Source organism: Geodermatophilus saharensis (assembly GCF_900188205.1).
In the GTDB taxonomy this organism is placed as follows: domain Bacteria; phylum Actinomycetota; class Actinomycetes; order Mycobacteriales; family Geodermatophilaceae; genus Geodermatophilus; species Geodermatophilus saharensis.
Genome location: NZ_FZOH01000002.1, coordinates 445163 through 469181, shown reverse-complemented (window position 1 = coordinate 469181; position 24019 = coordinate 445163). Strand labels below are relative to the sequence as shown.

Below are 24019 nucleotides of genomic sequence, written 5' to 3'. Positions count from 1 at the left end.
CGCGATGCGGGTGCACGCCGTGACCGACGGCGCGTTGGTACGCACCGTCGAGGCGCTCGCCTTCGGGCACGCCACGGACGGGGCCGTCACGCTGGCTGACGCCGCCGCGGCCTACGAGCGGCTGGCCCGGGCGGCCGAGGCGATGGCCGCGGCGGGCGGGCGGCTGACCGAGTCCGACGACGGTCTGCTGGTCGTCCGCTACGACCGCTGACGCGGCTCTCTCGAGGCCGGTCGAAACGGCGGGGGGTCGTCGTCCGGGTCGGCCGGCTCGTCCGCTCCAGGTGGTTCCGGGTTCGGCGGTGGTGGTCGCAGGCCCGGTGGCCGGGTGGTGCAGGTGGTGCCGGATGGGGTGGTGACGGTGAGTGTTCCGTCGCGGCCATGGTGGAGCGCCAGCCGCGGGCGAAGGTCTTCACCCGGTGGTGGGAGCGGCATAAACAGCACAGGTTGGCGCAGTCGGTGGCCCCGCCGTGCGCGTGCGGGACGACGTGGTCGGCGTCGGCCCAGCCGACCCGCTGGCCGCAGGTGGGGAAGCGGCAGGTGCGGTCGCGGGTGCGCACGATCACCTGCTGCGCCGCCGACGGCGTGTAGCGGTCGACCTCGTCGGGCCGGTCCAGCACCGCGCAGCCGCACTCGCCGCCCGCCGGGTCTACGCCGGTCGGGTCTTCGCCGGGGTGGTCGGGGCAGCCGCGGGCGGCCGGCCGGCGCAGCCGGTCCAGCATCGCGGTCGCCCGCAGGCCGCCGTCGTCGTCGGTCAGCGCCACGGTGACCGACCCGCTCACCGGTGGCTGCACGCCGAGCGCGTCCAACTCGTGCAGCAGGGCGCGCAGGTGGGCGGCGGTGATCGGCAGCCCGTTCACCTCTCCGGCCTCGGTCGAGCGGCCGGCCAGAGCGGCGAGGGTGGTGATGATCTGCATGTGCGCGGTCACGCCCGTGCCGGTCTGCCAGGGCCGCTGCAGCAGGTCGGCGAACACGGCGGTGCGCAGCTGCGCGATCGGACGCGGGTCGCCGTCGGCCTTGAGCATCCGGGCGAGGATGTCGACGACGGCGTGGCAGGCGGCGGCGACGTCGGTGGGCAGGTCGGCGGCGATGGTGCTCATCCCGTCGGTCGGGGAGGGGTACACCCGCACCTCGGCGTGCCGTTCGGCCGACTTGCGCCGCCGGTCGACCACCGCGTCGGCGTCGGCTTCGAGCAGCAGTTCGATCGCCTGCTTCTCGAGCCGCCCGACGGTCAGGGCGGTGGCGTCGGGCAGCACGGCGGCCTCCATGCGGCGGGCGATGGCCGGGTGCGTGTCCTGCAGCACGTCGACCAGTGCCTTGGCGCGGGCCTCGTCCAGTTCCCGGCGGCCAGCGCCGCCCAGGTGGCCGGCAGCCGCTCGCGGTAGGTCCAGGCCCGGGTGGCCAGGTGGTCGGCGGTACCGCGGCCGCAGTTGAGGATCACGGCCAGCTCGGCGGTGCAGAACTCCGACACCCCGGGCAGCTCGGTGTCGGGCTTGCACGACCGCGCACCGGGCGTGCCCGGCGCCGGGTCGCCGTCATCGGGAGAGTCGTCCGCCAGGCCCAGCACCAGCTCGGCCTCGTACGCGGCATCCATCGCCTGGCGGGCCTGCACCCGCTGCAGCTCGGCGGCCTTCTGCTCCCGCGACAACACCCCCACCGGCAGCCGCGGCACCGTCACCGGCCGCGCGAGCAGCCACCCGGCGAGCCCACGCTCCACCGGTGACACGTACTCCGCGACCTGCTGCACGCCCCCGAACCTACGGACGAGGTACAACCGTTCCCGCAGGTCAGGAACTCGGCGGTGGGACGGTCACAGCCGGGTGGGGTCCACCTCGACGTCGACGGTCACGACGTCGCCGTCGTCCTTGCCGCGGCGGACGCGGGCCGGGACGGGCAGCAGCCAGCCGGCCCGCCGGTCGCGCCACACGCTCGTCGACCAGGTCCGCCCGTCGACGGTGGCGGTCACCGGCACGCGGCCGAAGGCGCCGGCGGAGTCAGGAGCGTGCTCGGCCGGCACGGGCGCGAAGACCCAGCTCGCCGCACCGGGCCAGCGCACGAGCGTCACGTCGAAGGGCACGGGCGCAGCCTGCCCGACGGGGACGACGATCCGGTGCCCGCACGATCCGGTGCTCAGTCGAGGAGGAACAGCCCCAGCGCGGCGAGCGGCAGCGTCACGAAGAGGAAGACCCCGACGGGGCCGAGAGCCGAGGGGCCAGCGGGCTGGTCGGCGTCGCGCTCCGGGCCGAGCCCCAGGAAGGCGCGGGCCGTGGAGGTCTCGGGACGCGACAGCAGCGTCCCGCCGGTCACCGTGGAGAGGCCGGCGATCACGAGCAGCGAGATCCCCAGCCGCGACCCGAACCCGCCGCCCGCGACCGCCACCCAGACGCCGGCCGCGGCGCAGCCGAGGGCCACGCCGGCGAGCACGAGGAGCAGGGCCTGCCCGAGCCCCCGGAGGACCACCACGAACCGGACGGTACTCAGGCCAGGGCCGCCGTCCGGTCCGACGAGCCGAGGGGGCACCCCCGGGCAGCAGGGCGACGGAGTCGGTGACCGGCACGGGCCGGGCGAAGACGTGCCCCTGGACGACGTCGCAGTCGAGGTCGGCGAGGATGCGGGCGGTCGCCAGGTCCTCCACGCCCTCGGCCACCACGGTGAGTCCCAGGCCGTGGGCGAGGGCCACGGTGTGCTGCACGGTCAGCGCGGCGGCCGGGTCGGCGCCGAGGTCCTGGGTGAGGGACCGGTCGAGCTCGTCGGCGGGCAGCCGGCGCGGGTAGCCGAGGGAGCTGTGGCCGCTGCCGCAGTCGTCGATCGAGGTGCGCACCCCGAGGTCGCGCAACTGCTGCAGGACCTCGCGGCCGTGCTCGGCGTCGGTCACCAGCGCGTCCTCGACCAGCTCGACGGTCAGCGCGGACGGGGGCAGCCCGTGCCGGGCGAGCGCGGCGGTCACCTCGTCGGGCAGGTCCAGGTCGGTGACGTCGGCGGCGGACAGGTTCACCGACACCGGCACCTCGTGGGTGTGCCACCAGCCCGCCGCCGCGTCCACCTGCGGCTGCAGGTGCACCAGCAGCTGGTCGCTCGCGAGCTCCTCGCGCAACTCCTCCATGGTGGGCAGCCGGTCTCGCGGGCCCCCCGCCGGCGTCCTCGCGAGGCGACGGCGTGGCGGGTGGCCACGGCGAGGTCTCGGGCGGGAGGTCCCCGGCGGGCGGCGCGCCACGTTGCTGCTCACGGGGAGGGGATCGGTCGATCGTGCCCGCCCTCGCGGGGACCCGCACGGCGACCTGCCCCGTCGGGATCGCCCGGTCAGGCCCCCGCGAGGGCGCTGAGCACCTCGCGAGCCCGGGTCCACAGCAGGGCACCGCCCTCGTCGTCGAGCACGGTGCGCCGGGCGCGCGGGAAGCGGGCGGCCAGCGCCGCGCCGAGGTCGGGGGAGTGGACGGGACTGGTGTCGTGCGCGCCGTACCAGAGGTGCACCGGGACGGCGACGTCCTCGGGGTGCACCGGCCAGGGGCCCAGCGCGGTGACCAGGTCGCGTGCGTAGCCGGCCGGGCCCTGCGCGAAGCCGTCGGCCAGCGCCGCGCGGACCGCGGCGCCCAGCCGGGTGCCCTCGTAGCGCGCCCGGTCGACGGGCGCGGCGGTGGAGACGATCACCTGCCACAGCCAGCCGGCGTCCGCGACGCCGGCGACCTCCCGCTCGACGCCGGCCGGGTCGGCGTCGACGCCGTCGAGCAGGCCGGCCACCTCGGGCACCAGCAGGTGCCGCTGGGCCCTCAGGTCGTCCTGCCCGGCGACCACGGCGACGGCGTCGAGGAGCCCCGCGCCGGCCAGTGCCACCGCGAACGGGGCGCCCTGCGAGAAGCCGGCGCCGAGCACCCGGCGCAGGCCCAGGGCGGCGACCAGGTGGCCGACGTCCGCGACCCAGGTGGCGTAGCTCTTGTGCGGGTCGGGCGAGGACCGGCCCAGGCCGGGGCGGTCGAGGGCCAGCAGCCGCAGCCCCAGGGCGTCCAGCAGGTCGGTGCCGAACCCGAGGACACCGCTCATCCCGGCGCCCGGGACGAACAGCACCGGCCGCCCGTCGGGTGGGCCCCACTCCGACCACGCGAGGTCCCGCCGGTCGGGCAGCCGGATCGCGCACGGGGTGCCGGGGACGTGCTCCTCCACGCCGCCGATCGTCGCAGCCCGGGGCGGGCGGGGCGGGTGCGCCTGCCGTGGTGCCCGGGGCGGCGCCCTCGCGGGGCGGCCCGGGCCGCCGCCGCGGCTGTGCCACCGTCCTGCCCGTGCCCGCTCCCCGCTCCCGGCCCGCCCGGTGACCGCCCTCGTGCTGGTCCTCGTGCTGGCCGGCGCGGGGGCCGGCCACCTGGTCGACCGGGCGGCGGCCCGCTTCCCGTGGCCGCGCCCGGCGACGGTGGGGACCGTCCTCGGCGGCCGCGGGGGAGCGGCTCCCCGGGGCGTGCTGGAGGCGGCGACGGCGGCGCTGTTCGGGCTCGCCGCGCTGCGCTTCGGGCCGACGGCGGAGCTGCCCGCCTGGCTGTGGCTGGCGACCGCCGGAGTCCTGCTCGCCGTCGTCGACCTGCGCGAGCGGCTGCTGCCCAACCGCGTGGTGCTGCCCGCACTGGCCGGGGGCGTGCTGCTGCTGTCCCTGGCGGCCCTGACCGGCGGTGCGGGGGACGCGCTGCTGCGCGCCGTGCTGGCGGCGGCGGCCCTGTTCGCGGTGTACCTGGCCATGGCGCTCGTCTCGCCGGGCCTGGGCATGGGCGACGTCAAGCTCGCCGCCCTGCTCGGCCTCTACCTGGGGTGGCTCGGGTGGCCGGCGGTCGTGCTGGGGGCGCTGGCCGGGTTCGTCCTGCAGGCGGTCGTGGCGCTGGCGCTGCTGGCCACCCGGCGGATCGGGCTGCGCGGGGAACTGCCCTTCGGTCCGGCCATGCTCGCCGGGGCCGCACTCGTCGCCGCCGCTCCCGTCCTGCTGTCCTGAGCGCCCGCGGGCGGTGGCGCCGCGTCACCCCACCCCCGACCCGTTGCCCCGGACGGTGGACCGGTGTCGCGCGATCCGGTGGAAGACCCTCAAGCCGGCGATTCCCTGATCCGACACCCCTGACGTCCGCCGCGACGCCGGGTCGACCGACCCCGGCCGGACGGCACCGTCCCAGGGAGTCCCCGTGCTGAACCTGCTCACCAACCCGCTGGCCGCCGTCGTCACGCTCTACTCCTTCGTCGAGGACCGTGTGAAGCGGGAGGAGAAGGGCGCCACCGCCGTCGAGTACGGCCTGCTGGTCGGCCTCATCGCCGTCGCGATCATCGCCACCCTGCTCCTGCTCGGCCCGCAGCTCGACCAGCTCTTCACCAAGGTGCTGGGCGGCCTCCAGAAGGCCAACGGCGCGGGCTGATCCGCACGCACCGGGCTCCGGGCGTCGTGGCGACGAGGGGTCGCCACGACGCCCGGCCGCGTCGTCGAGGGAGGAGGACGGGATGAGGGAACGACTGCGGGCCGAGCGCGGCGCCAGCGTCGTCGAGTTCGCGCTGGTCGTGCCGCTGCTGATCGTCCTGGTCCTCGGGATCATCGAGTTCGGCCACGCCTTCCAGGTGCAGGGGACGCTGTCCGCGGCGGCCCGCGAGGGCGCCCGGGTCATGGCCCTGCAGAGCAACCCGGCCGCCGCCCGCACCGCCGTCCGCGACGCCGCCCCCACCCTCGACCCGGCGATCACGAACGCCCAGATCGTCATCACGCCCGCCGCGTGCCCGACCACTCCGACCACCACGGCCAACGTGCGCGTGACCATCCGCTACCCGATGCCCTTCCTCACCGGCTTCTTCGGCAGCGGCGTCGACCTGACCGGAACGGGGGTCATGCGGTGCAACGGCTGACGAAGGACCTGTCCGCCCCCCGCCACTCGCGGGCTCGCGGCGGGGCCCTGCGGAGGGGCCGTTCCAGCACCTCACCTGCCCTCCGGCGGCGGCTGGCCGGCGAGCACGGCGCGGCCGCGGTGATCCTGTCGGTCCTGCTCGTGCCGCTGCTCGGTTTCACCGCCATCGCCGTCGACGTCGGTGCCCTCTACGCCGACAAGGCGCGGCTGCAGGTGGCCGCCGACGCCGCCGCGCTCGCCGTGGCCCGCGACTGCGCCCGCGGCGCCTGCGGGGACATGCAGGCCACCGCCCAGGAACTGGTCGACGCCAACAGCGTCGCCGACGCCGGCGCCGGGGCGCCCACCGCGGCACCGCCGGTGCTGCAGAGCGCCCCCACCCGCGTCACGGTCACCGGCAGCGCCCCCCGCGAGCACTGGTTCGCTCCGGTCATCGGCCACGACGCCAGTTCGGTGTCGGCGACGGCGACGGTCACCTGGGGCGCGCCCAGCGGCGGGACGGCCGTGCTCCCGCTGATCTTCTCGTGGTGCGAGTGGCAGGCCCAGACCGGCGGCGGCGCGCCCTCGGGCACCACCGAGCGCACCATCGTGCTGCCCAAGAAGTCCGACACCGGCTGCACGGGGCCCTCGCGCATGTTCGTGCCCGGCGGGTTCGGCTGGCTGACCACGGGCGGCGCCACCTGCAAGGCGACCACCCGCATCGACCGGCGCTTCGACTCCGAACCCGGCAACAACCCCTCCCAGGGGTGCTCGGTCGGCGACGTCGCGGCCCTGGTCGGCCGCACGGTGCTCCTCCCGATCTTCGACCAGTACGGCGACACCGGCAGCAACGCCTGGTACGAGGTCTACGGCTACGCCGCCTTCCGGATCACCGGCTACCACTTCGGCGGCCAGTTCGACTCCGGTGCGCCCTGCAGCGGCGAGCAGCGCTGCATCCGCGGCTACTTCACCCGCTTCGTCGACGCCTCCGGCGCCTTCGACACCAGCCCCGACGCCCCCGACCTGGGCGCGGCCATCCTCCGACTCATCCGATAAGGGGCCCCTCACGTGAGACGCCGACTGCTGGCCGCCACCGCGGCGCTGGTCCTCGTGGCCGCCGGCACCGTGGTGCTGCTGGCCTACGTGCGCGGTGCCGACGCCCGCGCGCTCGCCGGGGTGCGCACCGTCCAGGTGCTCGTGGTCGACCAGCCGATCCCCGAGGGCACCCCCGCCGAGGAGGTGGCCGGCCTGGTCCGCACCGAGCTGCTGCCGGTCAAGGCGGCCGTCGACGGACGGGTCACCGAGCTCGGGCAGCTCGCCGGCCAGGTCGCCACCGCCGACCTCGCCCCCGGCGAGCAGCTCCTCGCCGCCCGGTTCGCCGCGCCCGAGGACCTGCAGGCGCCCGGCACCGTGCCGGTCCCCGAGGGCCTGTCGGAGGTGAGCCTGGTGCTCGAGCCGCAGCGCGCGGTCGGCGGCCGGCTGGCCGCCGGCGACGAGATCGGCGTCTACATCTCGATGGAGCTGCAGGGCAACATCGACGCCGACCCCGACGAGGAGCAGATCGGCACCACGCACGCCACCCTGCACGGCGTCCTGGTCACCCAGGTCCAGGGCGCCCCGGCGCCGGCCGCCGACGGCGGGGACGTGGAGACCGCCTCGGCCACCAGCGCCGCCCCGACCGAGAACGTGATGGTCACCGTGGCCCTGCCCGCCCGGGACGCCGAGCGGGTCGTCTTCGGCATGGAGCACGCGACCGTGTGGCTGTCGCTGGAGCGCGAGGGCACCGACACCTCCGGCACCCGCGTCGTCACCCAGGGCAACATCTACGGCGACCTGCTGGCCGCCCTGGGCAGCGTGGCCGCGGAGGCGTCGGAGTGAGCCGCGTCGTCCTCGCCGGAGCCCACGACGACCTCCGCGCCCGCGTCGAGGTCGCCGTCGACGGCGACGTCCAGGTGCTGCCCCCCGGCCGGCTGCCCGCCGACCCGGGCCGGCTGTTCGAGCTGCTCGCCGACGGCGAGCTGCCCGACGTGCTGCTCGTCGGCCCGCTGGCGCCGCTGCAGGAGGTGCTCACGCTGGCCGCGCGGCTGGACGTGCAGTGCCCCGGCACCAGCGTCGTCCTGGTCGCCGAGCCCACGCCGGAGCTGTGGCAGGCGGCGATGCGCGCCGGGATCCGCGACCTGCTGCCCCCGCACGCCGAGCCGGCCGACGTCGCGGCGGCCGTGGAGCGGGCCGGCGCGGCCGCCGCCGACCGGCGTCGCGTGCTGCGCCCCCTGGAGGAGACCGCCCGGTTCACCGGCCGGGTGATCACCGTCGCCTCGCCCAAGGGCGGGGTCGGCAAGACGACGGTTGCCACCAACCTCGCCGTCGGCCTGGCCGCCACCGCTCCGCAGGGGACGGTGCTCGTCGACCTCGACGTGCAGTTCGGCGACGTCGCCTCCGCACTCGGTCTGGTGCCCGAGTACACGCTGCCCGACGCCGTCCACGGCCCCGCCAGCCAGGACACGATGGTCCTCAAGACCTTCCTCACCCAGCACCCCAGCGGGCTGCTCGCCGTCTGCGGCTCGGACTCCCCGGCCGCCGGGGACACCGTGACCGCCGGCGACGTCGCCCGCCTGCTCACCGCCCTGGCCCGCGAGTTCCGCTACGTCGTCGTCGACACCGCCCCGGGGCTGTCGGAGCAGACGCTGGCCGCCATCGACGGCGCCACCGACGTCGTCCTGCTCAGCAGCATGGACGTGCCCGGGGTCCGCGGCCTGCGCAAGGAGGTGCAGGTGCTCGGCGAGCTCGGCATGATCCCGGCCGGCCGGCACGTGGTCATGAACATGGCCGACCCCAAGGGGGGGCTGTCGCAGCGCGACGTCGAGTCCGCGATCGGCACCGGTGTCGACGTCGTCGTCCCGCGGTCGGCGGCCGTCCCGGCCTCCACCAACCAGGGCGTGCCCATCCTCGCCAGCGGCCGCAAGGACCCCGCGGCCAGGGAGCTGCGCGCGCTGGTGTCCCGGTTCTCGGCCACCCCGCTGGTCAAGCCCGGCCGCTACCGCGCCAAGCACCGGGCGGCGTCGTGAACCTCGCCTCCCGCCTGGCCGCCGCCAAGGGGCGCCCGGCCGAGCCCGCGCCCGGCGCCCTGCACGGGCCCGTGCCGGCGGCGCAACCGGTCGTCGCGGCTCCCCGCCCCGTCCCCGCGGCCGTCCCCGCCCCGCCGACCGACGCGCTGACCCGGCTCAAGGACCGGGTCGCCAAGGCGCTGTTCGAGCGGATGGGCTCGCGGCTCAACGACCCGTCGCTGTCGGAGGAGCAGCTGCGCGGGATCGTCCTCGGCGAGCTCGACGTCGTCGTCGACGAGGAGAAGGTGCCGCTGTCGGCCGACGAGCGGGCCCGGCTGACCGCCGAGCTGGCCGACGACGTGCTCGGCTTCGGCCCGCTGCAGCGGCTGCTCGACGACCCGAGCGTCACCGAGATCATGTGCAACGGCCCGGACGCGGTCTACGTCGAGCAGGGCGGCAAGCTGGTCCGCTCCGGCGCGCGCTTCACCTCCGAGGAGCACCTGCGCCGGGTGATCGACCGCATCGTGTCGCGGGTGGGCCGCCGCATCGACGAGTCCTCGCCGATGGTCGACGCCCGCCTCGCCGACGGGTCCCGCGTCAACGCGATCATCCCGCCGCTGGCCTTCTCCGGCTCGACGCTGACCATCCGCAAGTTCGCCAAGGACCCCTTCGGCGTCGAGGACCTCATCGGCTTCGGCACCCTCTCGCCGGAGATGGCCGAGCTGCTGCACGCCTGCGTCGAGGCCCGGCTGAACATCATCGTCTCCGGCGGTACGGGCACCGGGAAGACGACGCTGCTCAACGTCCTGTCCTCGTTCATCCCCGAGGGCGAGCGCATCGTCACCATCGAGGACGCCGTCGAGCTGCAGCTGCAGCAGGCGCACGTCGTCCGCCTGGAGTCCCGCCCGCCCAACATCGAGGGCCGGGGCGCGGTCACCATCCGCGACCTGGTGCGCAACAGCCTGCGGATGCGCCCCGACCGCATCGTGGTCGGGGAGTGCCGCGGCGGGGAGAGCCTCGACATGCTGCAGGCGATGAACACCGGCCACGACGGCTCGCTGTCGACGGTGCACGCCAACTCGCCGCGCGACGCGATCGCCCGCCTGGAGACGCTGGTGCTCATGGCCGGCATGGACCTGCCGCTGCGGGCCATCCGCGAGCAGATCGCCTCCGCCGTCGACGTCGTCGTCCAGCTGACCCGGCTGCGCGACGGCACCCGGCGGGTCACCCACGTGACCGAGGTGCAGGGGATGGAGGGGGAGACCGTCACGCTGCAGGACGCCTTCCTCTTCGACTACTCCGCCGGCGTCGACGCCGGCGGCCGGTTCCTCGGCAAGCCGGTCGCCACCGGCGTGCGGCCGCGCTTCACCGACCGCTTCGAGGAGCTCGGCATCCGGGTCTCCCCGTCGGTGTTCGGCGTGGCCGGGCCGGCGCGGGCGCGGGGGTGGGGCTGATGTCACCGGCGCTGCTGCTGCTCGGGCTGCTGCTGGTCGGTGGCGGGCTGGCGGTCCTGGCCCTCGGCGTGGTGCCGCCCGGCCCGCGCCGCGTCCCGCTGGCCCGGCTGGACCCGTCGATCGCCCCGCCGCCCACCCTGCTGTCCAAGATGACCGCGCAGGCCTCGGGCGGCGTCGAGCAGGTCATCGCCCGGCGCGGCGGCGTGGCGGCCGGCGCGGCGGCCCTCGAGCGGGCCGGCATCGGCATGCCGCTGGCCGAGGTCGTGCTGCTCACCGGCCTGACGACGCTCGTCCTCGGCGCGGGCGGCTGGCTGCTCGGCGGGGTCGTCGCCGGGCTCCTGCTCGCCGTGCTCGCACCGGTGGGCGCGCGGGTGCTGGTCCGGCTGCGGACCGGCCGCCGGCAGGCCCGCTTCGCCGACCAGCTCGACGACGCCCTGCAGCTGATGGCCAGCAGCCTCCGCGCCGGGCACAGCCTGCTGCGCGCGGTCGACGCCGTGGCCGAGCAGGCCCCGGCCCCCATCGGCGAGGAGTTCGCGCGGATCGTGAACGAGACCCGGGTGGGCCGCGACCTCGGCGCCGCCCTCGACGAGGTGGGCGAGCGGGTCGACAGCGACGACTTCCGCTGGATCGCCCAGGCCATCGCCATCCAGCGGGAGGTCGGCGGCAACCTGGCCGAGGTCCTCGACACCGTGGCCACCACGATCCGGGAGCGCAACGCCATCCGCCGTCAGGTGAAGGCGCTGTCGGCGGAGGGGCGGCTGTCGGCGTGGGTGCTCATGGCCCTGCCGGTCGGCATCGTCGCCTTCCTGTCGGTGACCAACCCCGTCTACGTCTCGGCGTTCACCGAGTCCCTGGCCGGCTGGGTCATGGTGGCGGTGTCGGTGGGCCTGCTGGTCGTCGGCGGGCTGTGGCTGCGGAAGACCGTGAGGATCCGGTTCTGATGGGCGCCGTCCCCGCATCCGTCCTCGCCGCGACGCTCGCGGTGGCCGCCGGCGTCCCCCTGCTCGGGTGGGCGCTGGTCGCCCGCCCGCAGGACGCCGCCGCCCGCTCCCGGGCCAACCTCACCCGCGGGCTCGACGTGGCCGGCGCCGGTGCCCGGGCCGCCCGGGGACGTCCGGGGCTGCTCGGGCGCCTCGTCTCCCTGCTCACCCCCGCGGGCACCGTGGTCCGGCTCGACCGGCTGGCCGGCGGCGCGGGGCGGCCCGCCGCCTGGCCGGTGCAGCGGCTGGTCGCCGCCAAGCTGGTGCTGGCCGCCGTCGCGGCCGGCCTCGGGCTGCTGGTCGTCGCCCGCAGCCCCGGGCCGCTGCCGGTGCTCGTGGCGGTCGGCGTGACGGTCGTCGCCTACTTCGTGCCGGAGCTGCTGCTGCACAGCCGCGGCCAGGAGCGCCAGCAGGCGATCGGGCTGGAGCTGGCCGACACCCTCGACCAGATGACCATCGCGGTGGAGGCCGGCCTCGGCTTCGAGGCGGCCATGGCCCGGGCCGGGCGCAACGGGCGCGGGCCGCTGGCCGAGGAGCTGGTGCGCACCCTGCAGGACATCGGAGTGGGGCAACCGCGCCGCGAGGCCTACCTCGCGCTCGCCGAGCGCACCGGGGTGGAGGACCTGCGGCGGTTCATCCGGGCGGTCGTGCAGGCCGACGTGTACGGCGTCTCCATCGCCGACGTGCTGCGCACCCAGGCGGCCGAGATGCGGCTCAAGCGCCGGCAGCGGGCCGAGGAGAAGGCCATGCAGATCCCGGTGAAGGTCATCTTCCCGCTGATGCTGTGCATCCTGCCGGTGCTGTTCATCGTGCTGCTCGGACCGGCCGTCATGGACATCGTCGACGCCTTCAGCGGCTGAGTTCCCCGGGGCCGGTCCGCTCCCGGGGCGGGTCCGTGCACTTCCGCGGAAGTGCACGGACCCGCCGCTCAGGTGCCCTTGCGGTGGGTGCCGCTGGAGCGCGGCTGGGCCGGGTTGGTCGGGTCGCCGTGCGACGGCGCGTTGACCGCCGGTCCGGTGGTCGCCTCGGACACCTTGGAACCGGCCGAGGCGGGCACCGGGTCGTCCGCGGCGGGGGCCGCCGGGTCACCGCCGGAGGGCTGCGCGCCCTCGTGCAGTGACTTCAGCCGGTTCTCCATCGCGATGACCACCTGCAGCCGGTGGGCGTGGGCGCGCTCGTAGTCGAGCAGCGTCTGCAGGCCGGTCGCGTCCAGCGTCCGGATGCGCGAGATCAGTCCCTCCACCGGCAGGTGGTCGTAGTCGGGCAGCGGCAGCTGGTCGTGCTCGGTCATGGCGACCGCCTACCCCTGCCCGCCGGATCCGACACGGTGTGTGGCGGTCGGGTCGGTGGGTAGGCGGCGAGCAGTGCGCGTCCCGCCGAGGACGCCGTCCCGCACCCGACACCAGCACCGAGGAAGTGGTCTGCACCCATGGACGTGTCGTTCCTGGCACCGGTCTTCGAGGCCCCAGGTCCCTTCGCCACCGTCACGGCCGACGTCACCCACGTCACCGAGAACGCCGACGCCGAGCTCGACCTGCGCGTGCGGGCGATCGCCGAGCGGCTCACCGAGCAGGGCGCGCCGGAGGCCGTCGTCGAGGGGGTGCGCAGCCGGCTGCTGGAGGGCAACGACGGCGGCGAGGCCGGCACCGTCCGCGGCCGCGCGGTGATCGTCGCCTCCGACGGCACGGTCGTCTTCGACTCCCAGCTCGGCGACGTGCCGCGTCAGGAGCTGGCCGAGTGGTCGCCGACCCCGGACCTGCTGCCGGTGCTGCGCGCGCTGCCCGGCCGCATCCCGCACGTCGTCGTCCTCACCGACCGCACCGGTGCCGACCTCACGCTCGCCAGCCTCCCCGGCCACGCCGAGGAGGAGGAGACGGTGAAGGGCGACACCTTCCAGATCCGCAAGTTCCAGGGTGGCGGCTGGGCGCACCACCGCTACCAGCACAACGCCGAGAACAAGTGGGTGCACAACGCCGACGACGTCGCCGAGCACATCTCCTCGGTCGTCCGCCGCGTGCACCCCCGCTTCGTCCTGCTCGCCGGCGACATGCGGGCGCGGCAGATCCTCACCGACCGCGCCAGCGGGCTGTGGTCGGACCTCATCGTCTCCATCGACGAGGGCGGCCGGGCCGCCGGCGCCGACCGGGAGCCGGTCGAGCGCAAGGCCGCCGAGCTCGTCGCCGAGCACGAGGCGCGCGACGAGGCCGAGATCGTCGAGAAGATCAGCTCGGCCGGCGCCCACGGCCTGGCCGTGACCGGCACCGCCAACGTCGTCGAGGCGCTGCGCAAGGCGCAGGTGGAGACGCTGGTGCTCGCCGACCCGGCCGACGACGAGAAGCTGCTCGTGGGCGCCACGCCGCTCGAGCTCGGCGTCGACCAGTCCGACATGGACGCCCTCGGCGTCCAGGAGGTCCACTCGGTGCCCGCCGGCAGCGCGCTGCTGGCGGCCGCGGTGGCCAGCACGGCCGGCGTCGTCGTGGTGCCGCGCGCGGCCATGCCCGGTGACATCCCGGTCGCGGCGATCCTCCGCTACACCGACGACTCCACCCCCACCCCGCAGTGACGGAGGCAGCAGCCATGACCGATCCGCACCAGGAGGGCACCCCCGCCGGCACCAGCCCGGCCGACGTCGACCGGCGCGCGGCGATCGCCGAGGCGCTGGGCAAGGAGGTGTGGCCGGCCGACCGGGACGCGCTGGTCGCCAAGGCGCAGGAGTCGAACGCCACCGACCGGGTGCTCGGCGACCTGCGCCGGCTGCCGGCGGGGCAGCAGTTCGAGAACGTGCAGGACGTGGCCCGGGCGCTGGGCATCGGCACCGAGCAGCAGCGGTTCTGAGGAGGACCCGGTGGTCACCCAGAAGGAGCCCAGCCCCGAGGCGCTGGCCAACGTCACCGAGCACAACATCGAGACGCGTGCCGACCTGCTCCCCGAGGAGGCGGCGATGAAGGGCAGCGGCATGGAGGAGGTGGCCGCCGAGGTGATCCTCGCCGAGTCCGAGGAGCGCACCGTGCACCCCGACCCGGACGACGCCCAGGGCGCCCACCGCCGGTCGGCGGAGACGGCGGACCTGCCCTGAGCGGGCCGTACGAGCACCCGGTCCAGCTGCGCTGGTCGGACACCGACCTCTTCGGGCACGTCAACCACGCCCGGGTGCTCGGCCTGCTCGAGGACGCCCGGCTGGCGATGGCCGACCCCACGCCGGGCGCGGGGATCATCCTGGCCCGGCTGGAGGTCGACTACCTGCGGCAGGTGCACTACCGCGCCGGTGAGCACCTGACCGTCGTCAGCTCGGTGACCCGGCTGGGCCGCAGCTCCATCGGCATGCGCCAGGAGCTCGCCCAGGACGGGCAGCCGGCGCTGCGCGCGGAGATGGTGCTGGTCAACTTCGACTACGCCGCCGACGCCTCGGCCCCCATGACCGAGGAGCAGCGGGCGCACTGGTCGCGGTGGCTGGTGGAGTGACCCCCGACGGGGGCGTCAGCCGGGCGGGGGTGCCGTGCTGTCCCGGACCACCAGCCGGGTGGCGAGCTCGATCCGTGGCCCCTCGACCGGCTCACCCTGCACCAGCCGCAGCACGGTGCGGGCGGCGAGCCTGCCCATCTGGGCGAGCGGCTGGTGCACGGTGGTCAGCGGCGGCGAGGACCACTGCGCCTGGGGGAGGTCGTCGAACCCGACGACGCTGAGGTCCTCGGGCACCCGCAGGCCGCGCCTGCGGGCGGCCTCGTAGACGCCGAGCGCCATCTGGTCGTTGGCGGCGAACACCGCCGTGGGCCGGTCGGCGAGACGCAGCAGCCGGTCGGCGCACTCGGACCCGGACCGGTAGCCGAAGTCGCCCTCCAGCACGAGCGCGGGGTCGACGGCGACGCCGGCGGCGCCGAGTCCCGCGCGGTACCCGTCGAGGCGGGCCCGGCTGGACCACAGGGGGGCGGGGCCCCCGACGAACCCGATCCGCCGGTGCCCCAGGCCGGTGAGGTGGTCGGTGGCGCTCAGCCCGCCGGCCCAGTCCGTCGCGCCGATCGTCGGCACGTCGAGGGAGGGGACCCCGGCCGGGTCGACCACCACGGCCGGGACCTGCAGCTCCTGCAACTCCGACCGCAGGGCGGGGTCGAGCTCGCTGGTGACCAGGATGGCGCCGTCGCTGGCGCGTGTTGCGAGGTTCTCCAGCCACACGCGCGTCGCGCTGGCGCGGCGGTGGATGGCGGTGACGACGGTGCCGACGCCCTCGGCGTGGGCGGCGTCCTCGACGCCGCGGATGATCTCGACCGCCCAGGGACTGTCGAGGTCGTTGAAGACGAGGTCGACCAGCCGCGCCCGCTCCCGGGGGCGAGCACCACGGCGCTGGTAACCGTGCTCGCGCAGCAGCTGCTCGATGCGCTCGCGGGTGTGCGGCGCGACGTCGGAGCGCCCGTTGAGGACCCGGGACACGGTCGGCAGGGAGACGCCCGCTTCCGCCGCGATGGCCGCGATCGTGACGGCGCGGCCCTGGCTGTCGGTCACCCGTTCCTCCTCATCGGAGGTCAAGCGTAGGGCCGCCCGCCCGCGGAAAGGTCTTCCCGCACGGATCGAGACCACGGGTTGACGGACAGCAATCGATCTCCGTAACGTGGCTCACGTTCCGGAAAGTCCCGGAAATCCGTTCGCCACCTCTCGGAAGGTCTGTCCGCATGCGTGCACGCACGTCCCGCGCTCTCACCCGGGGCGCCCTGGGGATCGGTCTGCTGCCCGTCCTCCTGTCGGCAACGGTGCTGCCGGCCGCCGCGGCTCCCGCGCCGGAGGCGCCGCCGAGCCACGCCAACGAGGACCAGTCCCACGGCCAGGCCAAGAAGAACGGCCTGCGCACGGTGGCCCCCGACGACCTGGTCATCGGGACGGCGGCGGCCGGCGGTGGGCACCACGTGGACGCCGGCTACCCCGACCCGTTCACCTACGACAAGCAGTACCGGCGTCTCCTCGCGGCGGAGTTCAGCTCCGTCTCGCCCGAGAACCAGATGAAGTGGGACTTCATCCACCCCGAGCCGGGCGTCTACAACTGGGGGCCGGCCGACGCCATCGTCGACTTCGCCGAGGCCAACGGGCAGGTCGTCCGCGGGCACACCCTGCTCTGGCACAGCCAGCTGCCGGCCTGGGTGCACGAGATCGAGGACCCGGAGGAGCTCCGCGCGGTCCTCAAGGAGCACATCCAGACGGTGGTCGGCCGCTACGCGGGCCGCATCCAGCAGTGGGACGTCGCCAACGAGATCTTCGCCGACGAGTGGGACGACGGCGGCGTGCGGCTGCGTGACGGCGAGACCGGCGCGACCGCCAACCCGTTCATCGAGAAGCTGGGCCCGGGCATCATCGCCGACGCCTTCCGCTGGGCCCACGAGGCCGACCCGGAGGCCGAGCTCTTCCTCAACGACTACGCCGTCGAGGACTGGAACACCAAGAGCACCGCCTACTACGACCTGGCCGAGCAGCTGCTCGCCGACGGCGTGCCGCTGGACGGGTTCGCCTTCCAGGCGCACCTGGACCTGCAGTACCCCTTCCCGTCCACGCTGCAGGCCAACATGCAGCGCTTCGACGACCTGGGCCTGGAGACCGCGATCACCGAACTCGACGTCCGGTTCACGCTGCCCGAGGGTGGCGTGCCCACGCAGGAGCAGCTGGAGGAGCAGGCGGACACCTACCAGGGCGTCCTCGAGGCCTGCCTGGCGGTCGAGGAGTGCAACTCGTTCACCATCTGGGGCTTCACCGACAAGTACTCCTGGGTCCCGAGCTTCTCCCCGGGCCAGGGTGCGGCGACGGTGATGTCCGAGGACTACGAGCGCAAGCCGGCCTACTGGGCGCTGCACGAGACCCTGGCGGCGGCGCAGGACTGACCACGGCCCGACCACGCACGACCTGACCGCCGGGCGGTCGCCACGAGGTACGGCGACCGCCCGGCGTCACCGGCCACCGCGGGGCGGCCACCCGGGCCGGCCCGACCACGTTCCAGGGGGAGTCCATGACCACGTCCCGCAGGCGCGCGCTGCGCCTCGTCACCGCACCGCTGGCCCTCGGCGCGCTGCTCCTCGGTGTCGCGCCGGCGCAGGCCGACGGCGCCGGAGCCGGCCCGGGCCAGGGGGGCCCGGCGACCGCCGACATCGTCACGACCACGAAGCTGCAGGGCCGGGTCGCCGCCCTCACGTTCGACGACGGGCCCAACCCGCACGACACCCCGCGGCTGCTCGAGGTGCTGGAGGAGCACGACGTCAAGGCGGTGTTCTGCCTCTGGGGCGACGTCGTCCGTCAGAACCCGGACCTGGTCCGGCAGATCGTGGAGGCAGGGCACACCCTCTGCAACCACACGATGCACCACGAGGACCTCAGCGGCTGGTCGCCGGAGGCCGTCCGCGCCGACCTGGAGGCCACCTCCGCGCTCATCCACGAGATCGTGCCCGGTGCGCCGATCCCGTACTTCCGTGCCCCGTACGGCGCCTGGGGCCGGAGCCCGCAGGTGGCCGCCGACCTGGGCATGCAGCCCCTCGGCTGGACCGTGACGATCGAGGACTGGGAGACCCAGGACGCCGACGTCCTCGCCGAGCGGCTGGAGACCCGGGTGCGGGCCAACCCCGGCGCGGTCGTCCTGCTCCACGACGGGCCGGTCATGGACCGCAGCGGCACCGTCGAGGCCGTGGCCCGGGTGATCCCGGAGCTCGAGGCGGAGGGCTGGCGCTTCCACAAGCCCGACCGCCGCGGCTGACCGGACGAACCGACCCGCGGCGGGGTGGCACCCCGCCGCGGGTCCCGCCGCTGCCCACGGGGTAGTGGACCGCCATGCCCAAGACGACCAAGGGCGGGGACGCCGAGCCCGAGGAGATCCCCAGCACCCTGCAGCGCTCGGACGAGAAGGCACAGCGCACCTGGGCCAAGACCCACGACTCCGCCGTCGAGACCTACGACGGCGACGAGCAGCGGGCCAACCGGGTCGCGTGGGCGGCGGTCAAGCACACCCACGAGAAGGTCGGCGACCACTGGGAACCGAAGGACCACACGGGCCCCAGCGACGCGCAGGCCGAGGGCGGCGCCGACACGAACCGCGAGACCAGGGGCGGCGTCGACGCCAACGCCACCAAGGAGCACCTGATGGACGTCGCGCGGCGGCTCGACGTCCACGGCCGGTCGTCGATGACGAAGGACGAGCTGGTCGACGCCATCCAGAAGGCCAACGACCGGGAGACGCGCAGGGCGCGGGAGAGCTGACCGCCGGCGGGGTACCGGGACGCCATGAGCAGCCTGCGCCCCCTGACCGACCAGGTCGTCGTCGTCCTCGGTGCCTCCAGCGGCATCGGCCGGGCGACGGCGCTGGAGTTCGTCGCCCGCGGGGTCACCCGCATCGTCGTGGCCTCGCGGTCGGTGGAGGCGCTGGCCACGCTCGTCGACGAGCTCCGGGACCACGGCGCGGAGGCCGCCGCGGTGCCCACCGACGTCTCCGACGACGACGCCGTCACCGCGCTCGCCGCGGCCGCGGAGGAGCGCTTCGGCCGGGTGGACACCTGGGTCACCGTCCCGGCGGTCAGCGTCTACGCCACCGTCGCCGACACCACCATGGCCGAGTTCCGCCGGGTCACCGAGGTCAACTACCTCGGTCACGTCGCCGCCGCCAAGGCCGCCGTCCCGCTGCTCGAGCGCGGCGGCGGCGGAGTGCTGGTCGGCATCGGCTCCATCGAGAGCCACCGCGCGCTGCCGCTGCACGCGGCCTACTCGGCCAGCAAGGCGGCGCTGCGGCTGTTCTACGACGCGCTGCGGATGGAGCTCGCCGACGCCGGCTCCCCGGTCTCGGTGAGCACGGTGCTGCCGGCCAGCATCGCGACGCCGTTCTTCGAGCACTCCCGCAGCCGCACCGGGTCGATGCCGAAGCCCCCGCCGCCGGTGTACGCCCCCGAGCTGGTCGCCGAGGCCGTCGTCCGGCTGGCCGAGCACCCGCGCCGGGAGGTGCCCGTCGGCGACGCCGCCTTCGGCTTCCTCACCGGCCAGAAGGTGAGCCCGGCCCTGACCGACGCGCTGCTGTCGGTGGTGGGCCCGCGCGCGCAGTCGAGCGACCGTCCCGACGACGGCACCGACATCCTCGACACCCCGACGCCCGGGCCGGGGCGGGTCCGCGGCGCCCACGCCGACCAGGCGCTGACCACCAGCCCGCTCAGCCGGGCCGCCTGGGCGGTGCCCCGCCCCGGTGACCTGCTCATGCGGGCCCGGCGGCGCCGGCCGTCGAGCTGAGTCAGGACGCGGGCACCGTCCACAGCTCCTGCTGCGGGGAGCCGAGGAACGAGGTCCCGGAGGGGGTGAGGACCACGCCCTCCTCCAGCGCCAGCCGCACGCCCTGCCCGCCCCACTCCGGCACCGTCGCGCGCACCGCCAGCTCGAGCGCGTAGACGGTGCCGGCGTGCAGCACCCGCTCGCCGGCACCGGGGAGCGGGGCCTGGTCGTCCCAGCGGCCGATGACCGGGCCGGCGCCGTGCCCGTGCACGCCGACGGGGTGGGAGTACACCTCCGCGGCCAGCCCCTCGGCGTCGGCGGCGGCGCGGGCGGCGGCGAGGACCTCGTTGCCGGTGCGGCCGGGGACGAGCGCCTCGGCGGTCAGCGCCCGCACCCGGGTGCCGGCGGTCCAGGCCGCCTGCAGCCCGGGCGGGGGAGCGGTCTCGCCGGGGCGCAGCAGGTAGCCGCTGCGCTGCAGGTCGGTGGCCAGCCCGAGGCTGACCAGCCCCGCGTCGCAGGTGACCAGGTCACCGGGCTGCAGGACGGCGTCCTGCGGCACCGCCGGCAGCGGCACGCCGCCGTCGTCGCGCAGCGGCACCCCGGCCCGCTGCGCGGTGACACCGGGGTGGAACCACGGCGGGACGCCGAGGTCGGCCAGCCGCTGGTGCAGCCACCAGGCGAGGTCGGCCGCCGTCGTCACGCCCGGTGTCAGGGCGGCGGGGGACAGCGACTGCCGCAGCACCCGGGCGGTGAGCCGGTTGAGCGCGTCGAGGGCGGCGACCTCCTCCGGCAGCCGGGTCTCCAGCCAGCCGACGGCGAGCTCCTCGGCCGGCACCAGGCGCTGCGCCCACGGGCCCAGGGCGGCGGTGAGCGCCCGGTGCTCGGAGACGGTGAGCCCGTCGGCCGGCGCGCAGGAGGCCGAGACGTCGACGCCGATGCGGCGCGGTGCGGCCTGCTCGACGACCCGCCGCACGGCGTCCCACTGCCCGCCGTCCTCCGGGGACCAGCCGGACAGGAACTGGCCCACCGGGTACCGGGAGACGGCGACCGGCGTGACGCCGTCGTCGCTGCGGTGCAGCAGCAGCACCACCCGCCGCCGGGCCGACAGCCACGCCGCCGGCAGCAGGGTGGCCAGCACGGGGTCCTCGTTGTTCTCCCGGCCGGTGACGATCCACAGGTCGATGCCGGCGCGGTCCATGAGGCCGGGCAGCACGTCGAGCAGCCGCTGGGTCAGCCACCGGTCGCGGACGTCGGCCTGCTGCCGCAGCGGCAGCGGCACCGTCCGCGTCGGGTCCGGGACGACCAGCGTCATGGGGAACAGGGAAGCAGAGAAACGCCGCCGCCACCGGGTGGGACGGGGGACGGCCGGCGTCAGGAGGGCAGCGCCGGTCCCGGGACGGTCGGGGGGTCGAGCAGCTCGCCGGCCGGTGCCGGCCGGGGGCGGGGCGGGGCGGACCCGGCGACCCGGTCGCGGCCGCTCCGCTTGGCCTCGTACATGGCCGCGTCGGCCCGGTCGACCAGCCACCACAGCGCCGCGGCGGGGTCCTCGCCGTCGACCGGCCGGGTCAGCGCGACGCCGATCGAGGCGGTGACGCCGTGGCCCTGCGGGGTGCGGGCGGCCGCCACCGCGTGCCGCAGCCGCTCGGCCAGCCGCCCGGCCTCGGCGGGGTCGCCGACCAGGCCGAGGACCACCAGCTCCTCGCCACCGAGGCGGGCGAGGACGTCGCTGGGCCGGACCGTGGCGGCCAGCGCCCCGGCCACGGCCTGCAGCACGGCGTCGCCGACGGCGTGCCCGTGGACGTCGTTGACCCGCTTGAAGTGGTCGAGGTCGATGACCATGGCCGCCACCCGCAGGCCCTCGCGGCGGGCCTGCCGCCACGTGCGCGGCGCCGCCTCGACGAGGTGGCGGCGGTTGGCCAGGCCGGTGAGCGGGTCGCGCTGCGAGAGCTCCTCGGTGGCGGCCAGCAGCCGCCGCTCGCGGCGCCGCAGCACGCTCACGGTGGCGGCGACGACGTCGAGCATGCCGGCGTGCACCCCGACCTGGACGGCGAGGGCGGCCGTGGAGGGGTAGCTGCCCCACAGGGCGACCAGCACCACCAGCGGGGTGGCCGCCATGTGCACGGCCAGCATCCACGGCCGCAGGAACCAGGCCGCCACCACCGCGGGGAACAGCAGCATCAGCGGCGTCGCGTAGCGCACCGGGTCCTCGACGCACAGCGCGACGACGGCGTAGACGAGGTCGCCGAGCAGCACCAGGCCGAAGGTCTGCCACCGGCCGACGCGGCGGCGCACCACCAGCGGCACCGCGGCCAGCACGCAGGCGAGCATCGTGGCGCCGTAGGTGAGGCGGGTGACGGCGTCGCCGACCACGCCGTCGAGGGCCAGGTTGACCAGTCCGGTGGCGCCGCCGGTGACCAGCAGGGCGGCGAGCAGCAGGGCGGCGGCGCGGCCCTCGGCGCCGTCCCGGCGCGGCGAGGCCGGCGGGACGGCGGGACCAGGACGTCGGGCGGTCACGCGCTGGAGGATGCCGCATGCCCGGCCGGGGCGGTGCCCGCCGGGCACGGGCGCCGTCGCGCTCCGGCGGGGTGGTGCGGCAGGGTGGGGTGCAGGCACCACCGGGGCACCGCTCCGGGACGGCCCGTCGAGGAGGAGGTGCGCCCGTGGCGCAGGGACCGTGGTTCTACTGCCTCAAGCACAACACCGTGGAGGACCGGGACGGGTGCGCCGAGCGGCACCGGCTGGGGCCCTACGCCACCCGGGAGGAGGCCGAGCACGCGTTGCAGTCGGTGGCCGAGCGCAACGAGCGCCTCGACGCCGAGGACCGCGAGTGGCGCGACGGCGACTGACGGGGGGCGAGGCGCCGCTCAGCGGCCGGCGAGTGACAGCAGCGCGGGCACCACGTCGGCCGGCGCGGGCATCGCGGCGATCTCGGCGGCTACCTCCCGCGCGGCGGACGCGAGCGCCGGGTCGGCGGCCAGCCGCTCGAGCTGCGCCGGGGTGACCTCGCCGGGCTCGGTGGCGATGCCCGCGCCGCGGACGGCGACCAGGTCGGCGTTGGTGCGCCGGTCGCCGGCGCCGCGCACGACCAGCTGCGGCACCCCGGTGGCCAGGGCGGTGAGCACGGTGCCGGCGCCGCCGTGGTGCACGACGCCGGCGGCGGCGGGCAGCGCCCGCGGGAACGGCAGCCAGCCCGTCGTGCGGACCTGCGGCGGCAGCCGGCGGCGGGTCACCCACCGGTCGGGCCGGACGAGGACGACGTCGAGGTCGGTGCCCGCGGCCGCGGCGGCGACGTCGGTCATCAGCCGGTCCCGGCCGGGGGAGGCCACGGTGCTGCGGCTGACCAGCACCCGCGGCTGGGCGCCCGGGCGGGTGAACGTCTCGTCGAAGGGCCGCTCGGGCGTCCACGGCACGAAGCGCACCGGCCGTCCCTCCCGCGGGCCGACCAGGCTCGGCGGCGCCGAGGTCAGCACCTCCGCCGGCTCCGGCAGCTCGCCCGGGCCGCGGGTGGCCCGGTAGCCGCCCAGGGCGGCGGTGCGCAGCCGCCGGGCGTCGAAGAGGTTGCCCTCGGCGAGCACCGCCGGGACGCCGAGCCGGCCGGCGACCTCCGCACCGGCCGGTGCCAGCGGTTCGTGCACCACCAGGTCCGGCCGCAGGCGGTCGGCCAGGGCCAGGACGCCGTCGGCCGTGCGCGCGCCGAGTGCGCCGAACAGCAGCCCGACGGCGTCGGTGCCACCCCGGCCGGCCAGCTCGCGGCGCGCCAGCCTCGGGTGGCGCAGCATCAGCCGGCCGAACAGCGGACCCAGCCGCAGCCCGGGCGCGACGTCGGTGGGCGAGAGCTCCGGCGGGCAGGCGGCGACGCCGTCACCGGCGGTGGCGACGGTGACCTCGGCGCCGGCGTCCCGCAGCGCGAGGGCCAGCGGCACCAGCGGCAGCACGTGGCCGGTCAGCGGGGAGGCCACCACCAGGACGCGCACCCTGCCAGGCTGGCCGGAGTCCGGGGGTCGGCACAAGGCACCGGCGCGCCGGGGCGCGGGAGGATGGGACCGTGCTGCTCGCGCACGCGGTCGCGGTCCTGCACGCGGCCGTCGTCCTGGTGGTGCTGACCGGCGCGCTGCTCGCCCTCCGGTGGCCGCGGCTGGTGCTGCTGCACGCGCCGGTGGCCCTCGCCGTCCTGGCGGTGAACCTGGCCGGGGCCCCGTGCCCGCTGACCACGCTGGAGCTCGCGCTGCGCGAGCGCGCCGGGGCGGCGCCCTACGACGACGGCTTCCTCGGCCACCACGTGTTCGGCCCGCTCGGCCTCGACGTCGGCTCGCCCGCCGTCCAGGTCGGCCTGTACACCGCGGCGTTCGGTCTCAACGCCGTCGGCTACGGCCTGCTCGTCGCCCGTGCCCGCCGCCGGCACCCCGCCGCCCGGCCCGAGTGAGCGGTCGGAGCCGCCGTCGCCGGCGTGCCGGCGCGTGTCGGCGACCGCACCTGCCCACTCGGCGCGCGAGCGG

The 24019-nt window shown here is 76.1% G+C and carries 29 protein-coding genes and 1 pseudogene; 19 read left to right on the top strand and 11 right to left on the bottom strand.

Annotation, left to right across the window (positions count from 1 at the left end; all coding sequences use genetic code 11):
* Positions 1 to 86: 86 nt before the first annotated feature.
* From CHC04_RS06510 to CHC04_RS06500, 6 genes and pseudogenes are all read right to left on the bottom strand, one after another.
* On the bottom strand, positions 87 to 1301 hold the full coding sequence (locus tag CHC04_RS06510; protein WP_245817029.1) for an HNH endonuclease signature motif containing protein: 1215 nt from the start codon (positions 1299 to 1301) through the stop codon (positions 87 to 89).
* Positions 1229 to 1744, bottom strand: coding sequence for a hypothetical protein (locus CHC04_RS24800; RefSeq protein WP_245817028.1), 516 nt, complete (start codon positions 1742 to 1744; stop codon positions 1229 to 1231). The genes CHC04_RS06510 and CHC04_RS24800 overlap by 73 nt, the downstream gene beginning before the upstream one ends.
* A 63-nt stretch (positions 1745 to 1807) precedes the next feature.
* Positions 1808 to 2074 carry a DUF1905 domain-containing protein gene (locus CHC04_RS24795; RefSeq protein ID WP_245817059.1) on the bottom strand — a complete coding sequence of 89 codons (267 nt, stop codon included), beginning with the start codon at positions 2072 to 2074 and terminating at the stop codon, positions 1808 to 1810.
* 53 nt (positions 2075 to 2127) lie between these two features.
* On the bottom strand, positions 2128 to 2460 hold the full coding sequence (locus CHC04_RS24790) for a hypothetical protein (protein WP_245817063.1): 333 nt from the start codon (positions 2458 to 2460) through the stop codon (positions 2128 to 2130).
* Between the two features lie 106 nt (positions 2461 to 2566).
* A pseudogene (locus tag CHC04_RS24785) lies at positions 2567 to 3100 on the bottom strand (EAL domain-containing protein); the annotation flags it as partial.
* 197 nt (positions 3101 to 3297) lie between these two features.
* On the bottom strand, positions 3298 to 4155 hold the full coding sequence (locus tag CHC04_RS06500; RefSeq protein ID WP_217897199.1) for an alpha/beta fold hydrolase: 858 nt from the start codon (positions 4153 to 4155) through the stop codon (positions 3298 to 3300).
* Positions 4156 to 4300: 145 nt separating this feature from the next.
* On the opposite strand from CHC04_RS06500, the gene CHC04_RS06495 reads away from it, so the two are divergent.
* From CHC04_RS06495 to CHC04_RS06455, 9 genes are all read left to right on the top strand, one after another.
* Entirely contained in the window at positions 4301 to 4966 is a 666-nt protein-coding gene (locus tag CHC04_RS06495) for a prepilin peptidase (RefSeq protein WP_089403054.1), read from the top strand.
* Between the two features lie 184 nt (positions 4967 to 5150).
* Complete coding sequence (locus tag CHC04_RS06490; RefSeq protein ID WP_089403053.1) at positions 5151 to 5378, top strand: Flp family type IVb pilin; 228 nt, start codon at positions 5151 to 5153, stop codon at positions 5376 to 5378.
* An 82-nt stretch (positions 5379 to 5460) separates the two neighbouring features.
* Positions 5461 to 5856, top strand: coding sequence for a TadE/TadG family type IV pilus assembly protein (locus tag CHC04_RS06485; protein WP_089403052.1), 396 nt, complete (start codon positions 5461 to 5463; stop codon positions 5854 to 5856).
* 119 nt (positions 5857 to 5975) lie between these two features.
* The gene (locus CHC04_RS06480; protein ID WP_089403051.1) at positions 5976 to 6887 is read left to right on the top strand and encodes a pilus assembly protein TadG-related protein; all 912 of its coding nucleotides are present in this window, start codon (positions 5976 to 5978) and stop codon (positions 6885 to 6887) included.
* A gap of 12 nt (positions 6888 to 6899) precedes the next feature.
* Positions 6900 to 7709 carry a Flp pilus assembly protein CpaB gene (gene cpaB, locus CHC04_RS06475; protein WP_089403050.1) on the top strand — a complete coding sequence of 270 codons (810 nt, stop codon included), beginning with the start codon at positions 6900 to 6902 and terminating at the stop codon, positions 7707 to 7709.
* Positions 7706 to 8896: a CpaE/TadZ family protein gene (locus CHC04_RS06470; RefSeq protein WP_089403049.1), complete on the top strand. Its 1191-nt coding sequence runs from the start codon at positions 7706 to 7708 to the stop codon at positions 8894 to 8896. The genes cpaB and CHC04_RS06470 overlap by 4 nt, the downstream gene beginning before the upstream one ends.
* Positions 8893 to 10329: a TadA family conjugal transfer-associated ATPase gene (locus CHC04_RS06465; RefSeq protein ID WP_089403048.1), complete on the top strand. Its 1437-nt coding sequence runs from the start codon at positions 8893 to 8895 to the stop codon at positions 10327 to 10329. The genes CHC04_RS06470 and CHC04_RS06465 overlap by 4 nt, the downstream gene beginning before the upstream one ends.
* Entirely contained in the window at positions 10329 to 11270 is a 942-nt protein-coding gene (locus CHC04_RS06460) for a type II secretion system F family protein (RefSeq protein ID WP_089403378.1), read from the top strand. The genes CHC04_RS06465 and CHC04_RS06460 overlap by 1 nt, the downstream gene beginning before the upstream one ends.
* Positions 11270 to 12169, top strand: coding sequence for a type II secretion system F family protein (locus CHC04_RS06455; RefSeq protein WP_089403047.1), 900 nt, complete (start codon positions 11270 to 11272; stop codon positions 12167 to 12169). The genes CHC04_RS06460 and CHC04_RS06455 overlap by 1 nt, the downstream gene beginning before the upstream one ends.
* Before the next feature lie 68 nt (positions 12170 to 12237).
* On the opposite strand, the gene CHC04_RS06450 is transcribed toward CHC04_RS06455, so the two are convergent.
* Positions 12238 to 12600 (bottom strand): DUF8129 domain-containing protein, encoded by a 363-nt coding sequence (locus CHC04_RS06450; protein WP_089403046.1) that lies wholly within the window; start codon positions 12598 to 12600, stop codon positions 12238 to 12240.
* A gap of 138 nt (positions 12601 to 12738) precedes the next feature.
* Here CHC04_RS06450 and CHC04_RS06445 point away from each other — a divergent pair, with 138 nt between their 5' ends.
* The 4 genes from CHC04_RS06445 to CHC04_RS06430 are packed head-to-tail and all read left to right on the top strand — an operon-like array spanning position 12739 to position 14771.
* Positions 12739 to 13872: a baeRF2 domain-containing protein gene (locus CHC04_RS06445; protein ID WP_089403045.1), complete on the top strand. Its 1134-nt coding sequence runs from the start codon at positions 12739 to 12741 to the stop codon at positions 13870 to 13872.
* 14 nt (positions 13873 to 13886) lie between these two features.
* Positions 13887 to 14144, top strand: coding sequence for a DUF2795 domain-containing protein (locus CHC04_RS06440; RefSeq protein WP_089403044.1), 258 nt, complete (start codon positions 13887 to 13889; stop codon positions 14142 to 14144).
* A gap of 10 nt (positions 14145 to 14154) precedes the next feature.
* Positions 14155 to 14385: a hypothetical protein gene (locus tag CHC04_RS06435; protein WP_089403043.1), complete on the top strand. Its 231-nt coding sequence runs from the start codon at positions 14155 to 14157 to the stop codon at positions 14383 to 14385.
* Complete coding sequence (locus CHC04_RS06430) at positions 14382 to 14771, top strand: acyl-CoA thioesterase (protein WP_089403042.1); 390 nt, start codon at positions 14382 to 14384, stop codon at positions 14769 to 14771. Before CHC04_RS06435 ends, CHC04_RS06430 begins: the two co-directional genes overlap by 4 nt.
* Before the next feature lie 15 nt (positions 14772 to 14786).
* Here CHC04_RS06430 and CHC04_RS06425 read toward each other — a convergent pair whose 3' ends face one another.
* Complete coding sequence (locus CHC04_RS06425) at positions 14787 to 15806, bottom strand: LacI family DNA-binding transcriptional regulator (RefSeq protein WP_089403041.1); 1020 nt, start codon at positions 15804 to 15806, stop codon at positions 14787 to 14789.
* A gap of 167 nt (positions 15807 to 15973) precedes the next feature.
* Between CHC04_RS06425 and CHC04_RS06420 the strand changes: the two genes are divergently transcribed.
* The 4 genes from CHC04_RS06420 to CHC04_RS06405 all read left to right on the top strand — a co-directional run bounded on the left by CHC04_RS06420 (position 15974) and on the right by CHC04_RS06405 (position 19544).
* Positions 15974 to 17167, top strand: coding sequence for an endo-1,4-beta-xylanase (locus CHC04_RS06420; RefSeq protein ID WP_089403040.1), 1194 nt, complete (start codon positions 15974 to 15976; stop codon positions 17165 to 17167).
* Between the two features lie 125 nt (positions 17168 to 17292).
* Positions 17293 to 18030 (top strand): polysaccharide deacetylase family protein, encoded by a 738-nt coding sequence (locus CHC04_RS06415; protein WP_089403039.1) that lies wholly within the window; start codon positions 17293 to 17295, stop codon positions 18028 to 18030.
* Between the two features lie 74 nt (positions 18031 to 18104).
* The gene (locus CHC04_RS06410) at positions 18105 to 18530 is read left to right on the top strand and encodes a ChaB family protein (RefSeq protein ID WP_089403038.1); all 426 of its coding nucleotides are present in this window, start codon (positions 18105 to 18107) and stop codon (positions 18528 to 18530) included.
* A 24-nt stretch (positions 18531 to 18554) separates the two neighbouring features.
* Positions 18555 to 19544: an SDR family oxidoreductase gene (locus CHC04_RS06405; protein ID WP_089403037.1), complete on the top strand. Its 990-nt coding sequence runs from the start codon at positions 18555 to 18557 to the stop codon at positions 19542 to 19544.
* A gap of 1 nt (position 19545) precedes the next feature.
* Here the strand turns inward: CHC04_RS06405 and CHC04_RS06400 are convergent, their stop codons facing one another.
* Both CHC04_RS06400 and CHC04_RS06395 read right to left on the bottom strand, forming a co-directional pair.
* Complete coding sequence (locus tag CHC04_RS06400) at positions 19546 to 20835, bottom strand: M24 family metallopeptidase (protein ID WP_089403036.1); 1290 nt, start codon at positions 20833 to 20835, stop codon at positions 19546 to 19548.
* Positions 20836 to 20894: 59 nt separating this feature from the next.
* Complete coding sequence (locus tag CHC04_RS06395) at positions 20895 to 22037, bottom strand: GGDEF domain-containing protein (RefSeq protein ID WP_245817026.1); 1143 nt, start codon at positions 22035 to 22037, stop codon at positions 20895 to 20897.
* A 146-nt stretch (positions 22038 to 22183) separates the two neighbouring features.
* Here CHC04_RS06395 and CHC04_RS06390 point away from each other — a divergent pair, with 146 nt between their 5' ends.
* Positions 22184 to 22369, top strand: a complete 186-nt coding sequence (locus CHC04_RS06390) for a hypothetical protein (protein ID WP_089403035.1) — start codon at positions 22184 to 22186, stop codon at positions 22367 to 22369.
* Positions 22370 to 22387: 18 nt separating this feature from the next.
* On the opposite strand, the gene CHC04_RS06385 is transcribed toward CHC04_RS06390, so the two are convergent.
* Positions 22388 to 23497: a glycosyltransferase gene (locus CHC04_RS06385; protein ID WP_089403034.1), complete on the bottom strand. Its 1110-nt coding sequence runs from the start codon at positions 23495 to 23497 to the stop codon at positions 22388 to 22390.
* A 71-nt stretch (positions 23498 to 23568) separates the two neighbouring features.
* Here CHC04_RS06385 and CHC04_RS06380 point away from each other — a divergent pair, with 71 nt between their 5' ends.
* On the top strand, positions 23569 to 23946 hold the full coding sequence (locus CHC04_RS06380; protein ID WP_089403033.1) for a DUF2784 domain-containing protein: 378 nt from the start codon (positions 23569 to 23571) through the stop codon (positions 23944 to 23946).
* The last annotated feature ends 73 nt before the right edge of the window (positions 23947 to 24019 follow it).

Coding starts and splice junctions, on each gene's coding strand:
- CHC04_RS06420 (WP_089403040.1), top strand. CDS start 15,974: ATGCGTGCACGCACGTCCCGCGCTCTCACCCGGGGCGCCCTGGGGATC.
- CHC04_RS06485 (WP_089403052.1), top strand. CDS start 5,461: ATGAGGGAACGACTGCGGGCCGAGCGCGGCGCCAGCGTCGTCGAGTTC.
- CHC04_RS06450 (WP_089403046.1), bottom strand. CDS start 12,600: ATGACCGAGCACGACCAGCTGCCGCTGCCCGACTACGACCACCTGCCG.
- CHC04_RS06400 (WP_089403036.1), bottom strand. CDS start 20,835: ATGACGCTGGTCGTCCCGGACCCGACGCGGACGGTGCCGCTGCCGCTG.
- CHC04_RS06415 (WP_089403039.1), top strand. CDS start 17,293: ATGACCACGTCCCGCAGGCGCGCGCTGCGCCTCGTCACCGCACCGCTG.
- CHC04_RS06405 (WP_089403037.1), top strand. CDS start 18,555: ATGAGCAGCCTGCGCCCCCTGACCGACCAGGTCGTCGTCGTCCTCGGT.
- CHC04_RS06455 (WP_089403047.1), top strand. CDS start 11,270: ATGGGCGCCGTCCCCGCATCCGTCCTCGCCGCGACGCTCGCGGTGGCC.
- CHC04_RS06445 (WP_089403045.1), top strand. CDS start 12,739: ATGGACGTGTCGTTCCTGGCACCGGTCTTCGAGGCCCCAGGTCCCTTC.
- CHC04_RS06460 (WP_089403378.1), top strand. CDS start 10,329: ATGTCACCGGCGCTGCTGCTGCTCGGGCTGCTGCTGGTCGGTGGCGGG.
- CHC04_RS06410 (WP_089403038.1), top strand. CDS start 18,105: ATGCCCAAGACGACCAAGGGCGGGGACGCCGAGCCCGAGGAGATCCCC.
- CHC04_RS06440 (WP_089403044.1), top strand. CDS start 13,887: ATGACCGATCCGCACCAGGAGGGCACCCCCGCCGGCACCAGCCCGGCC.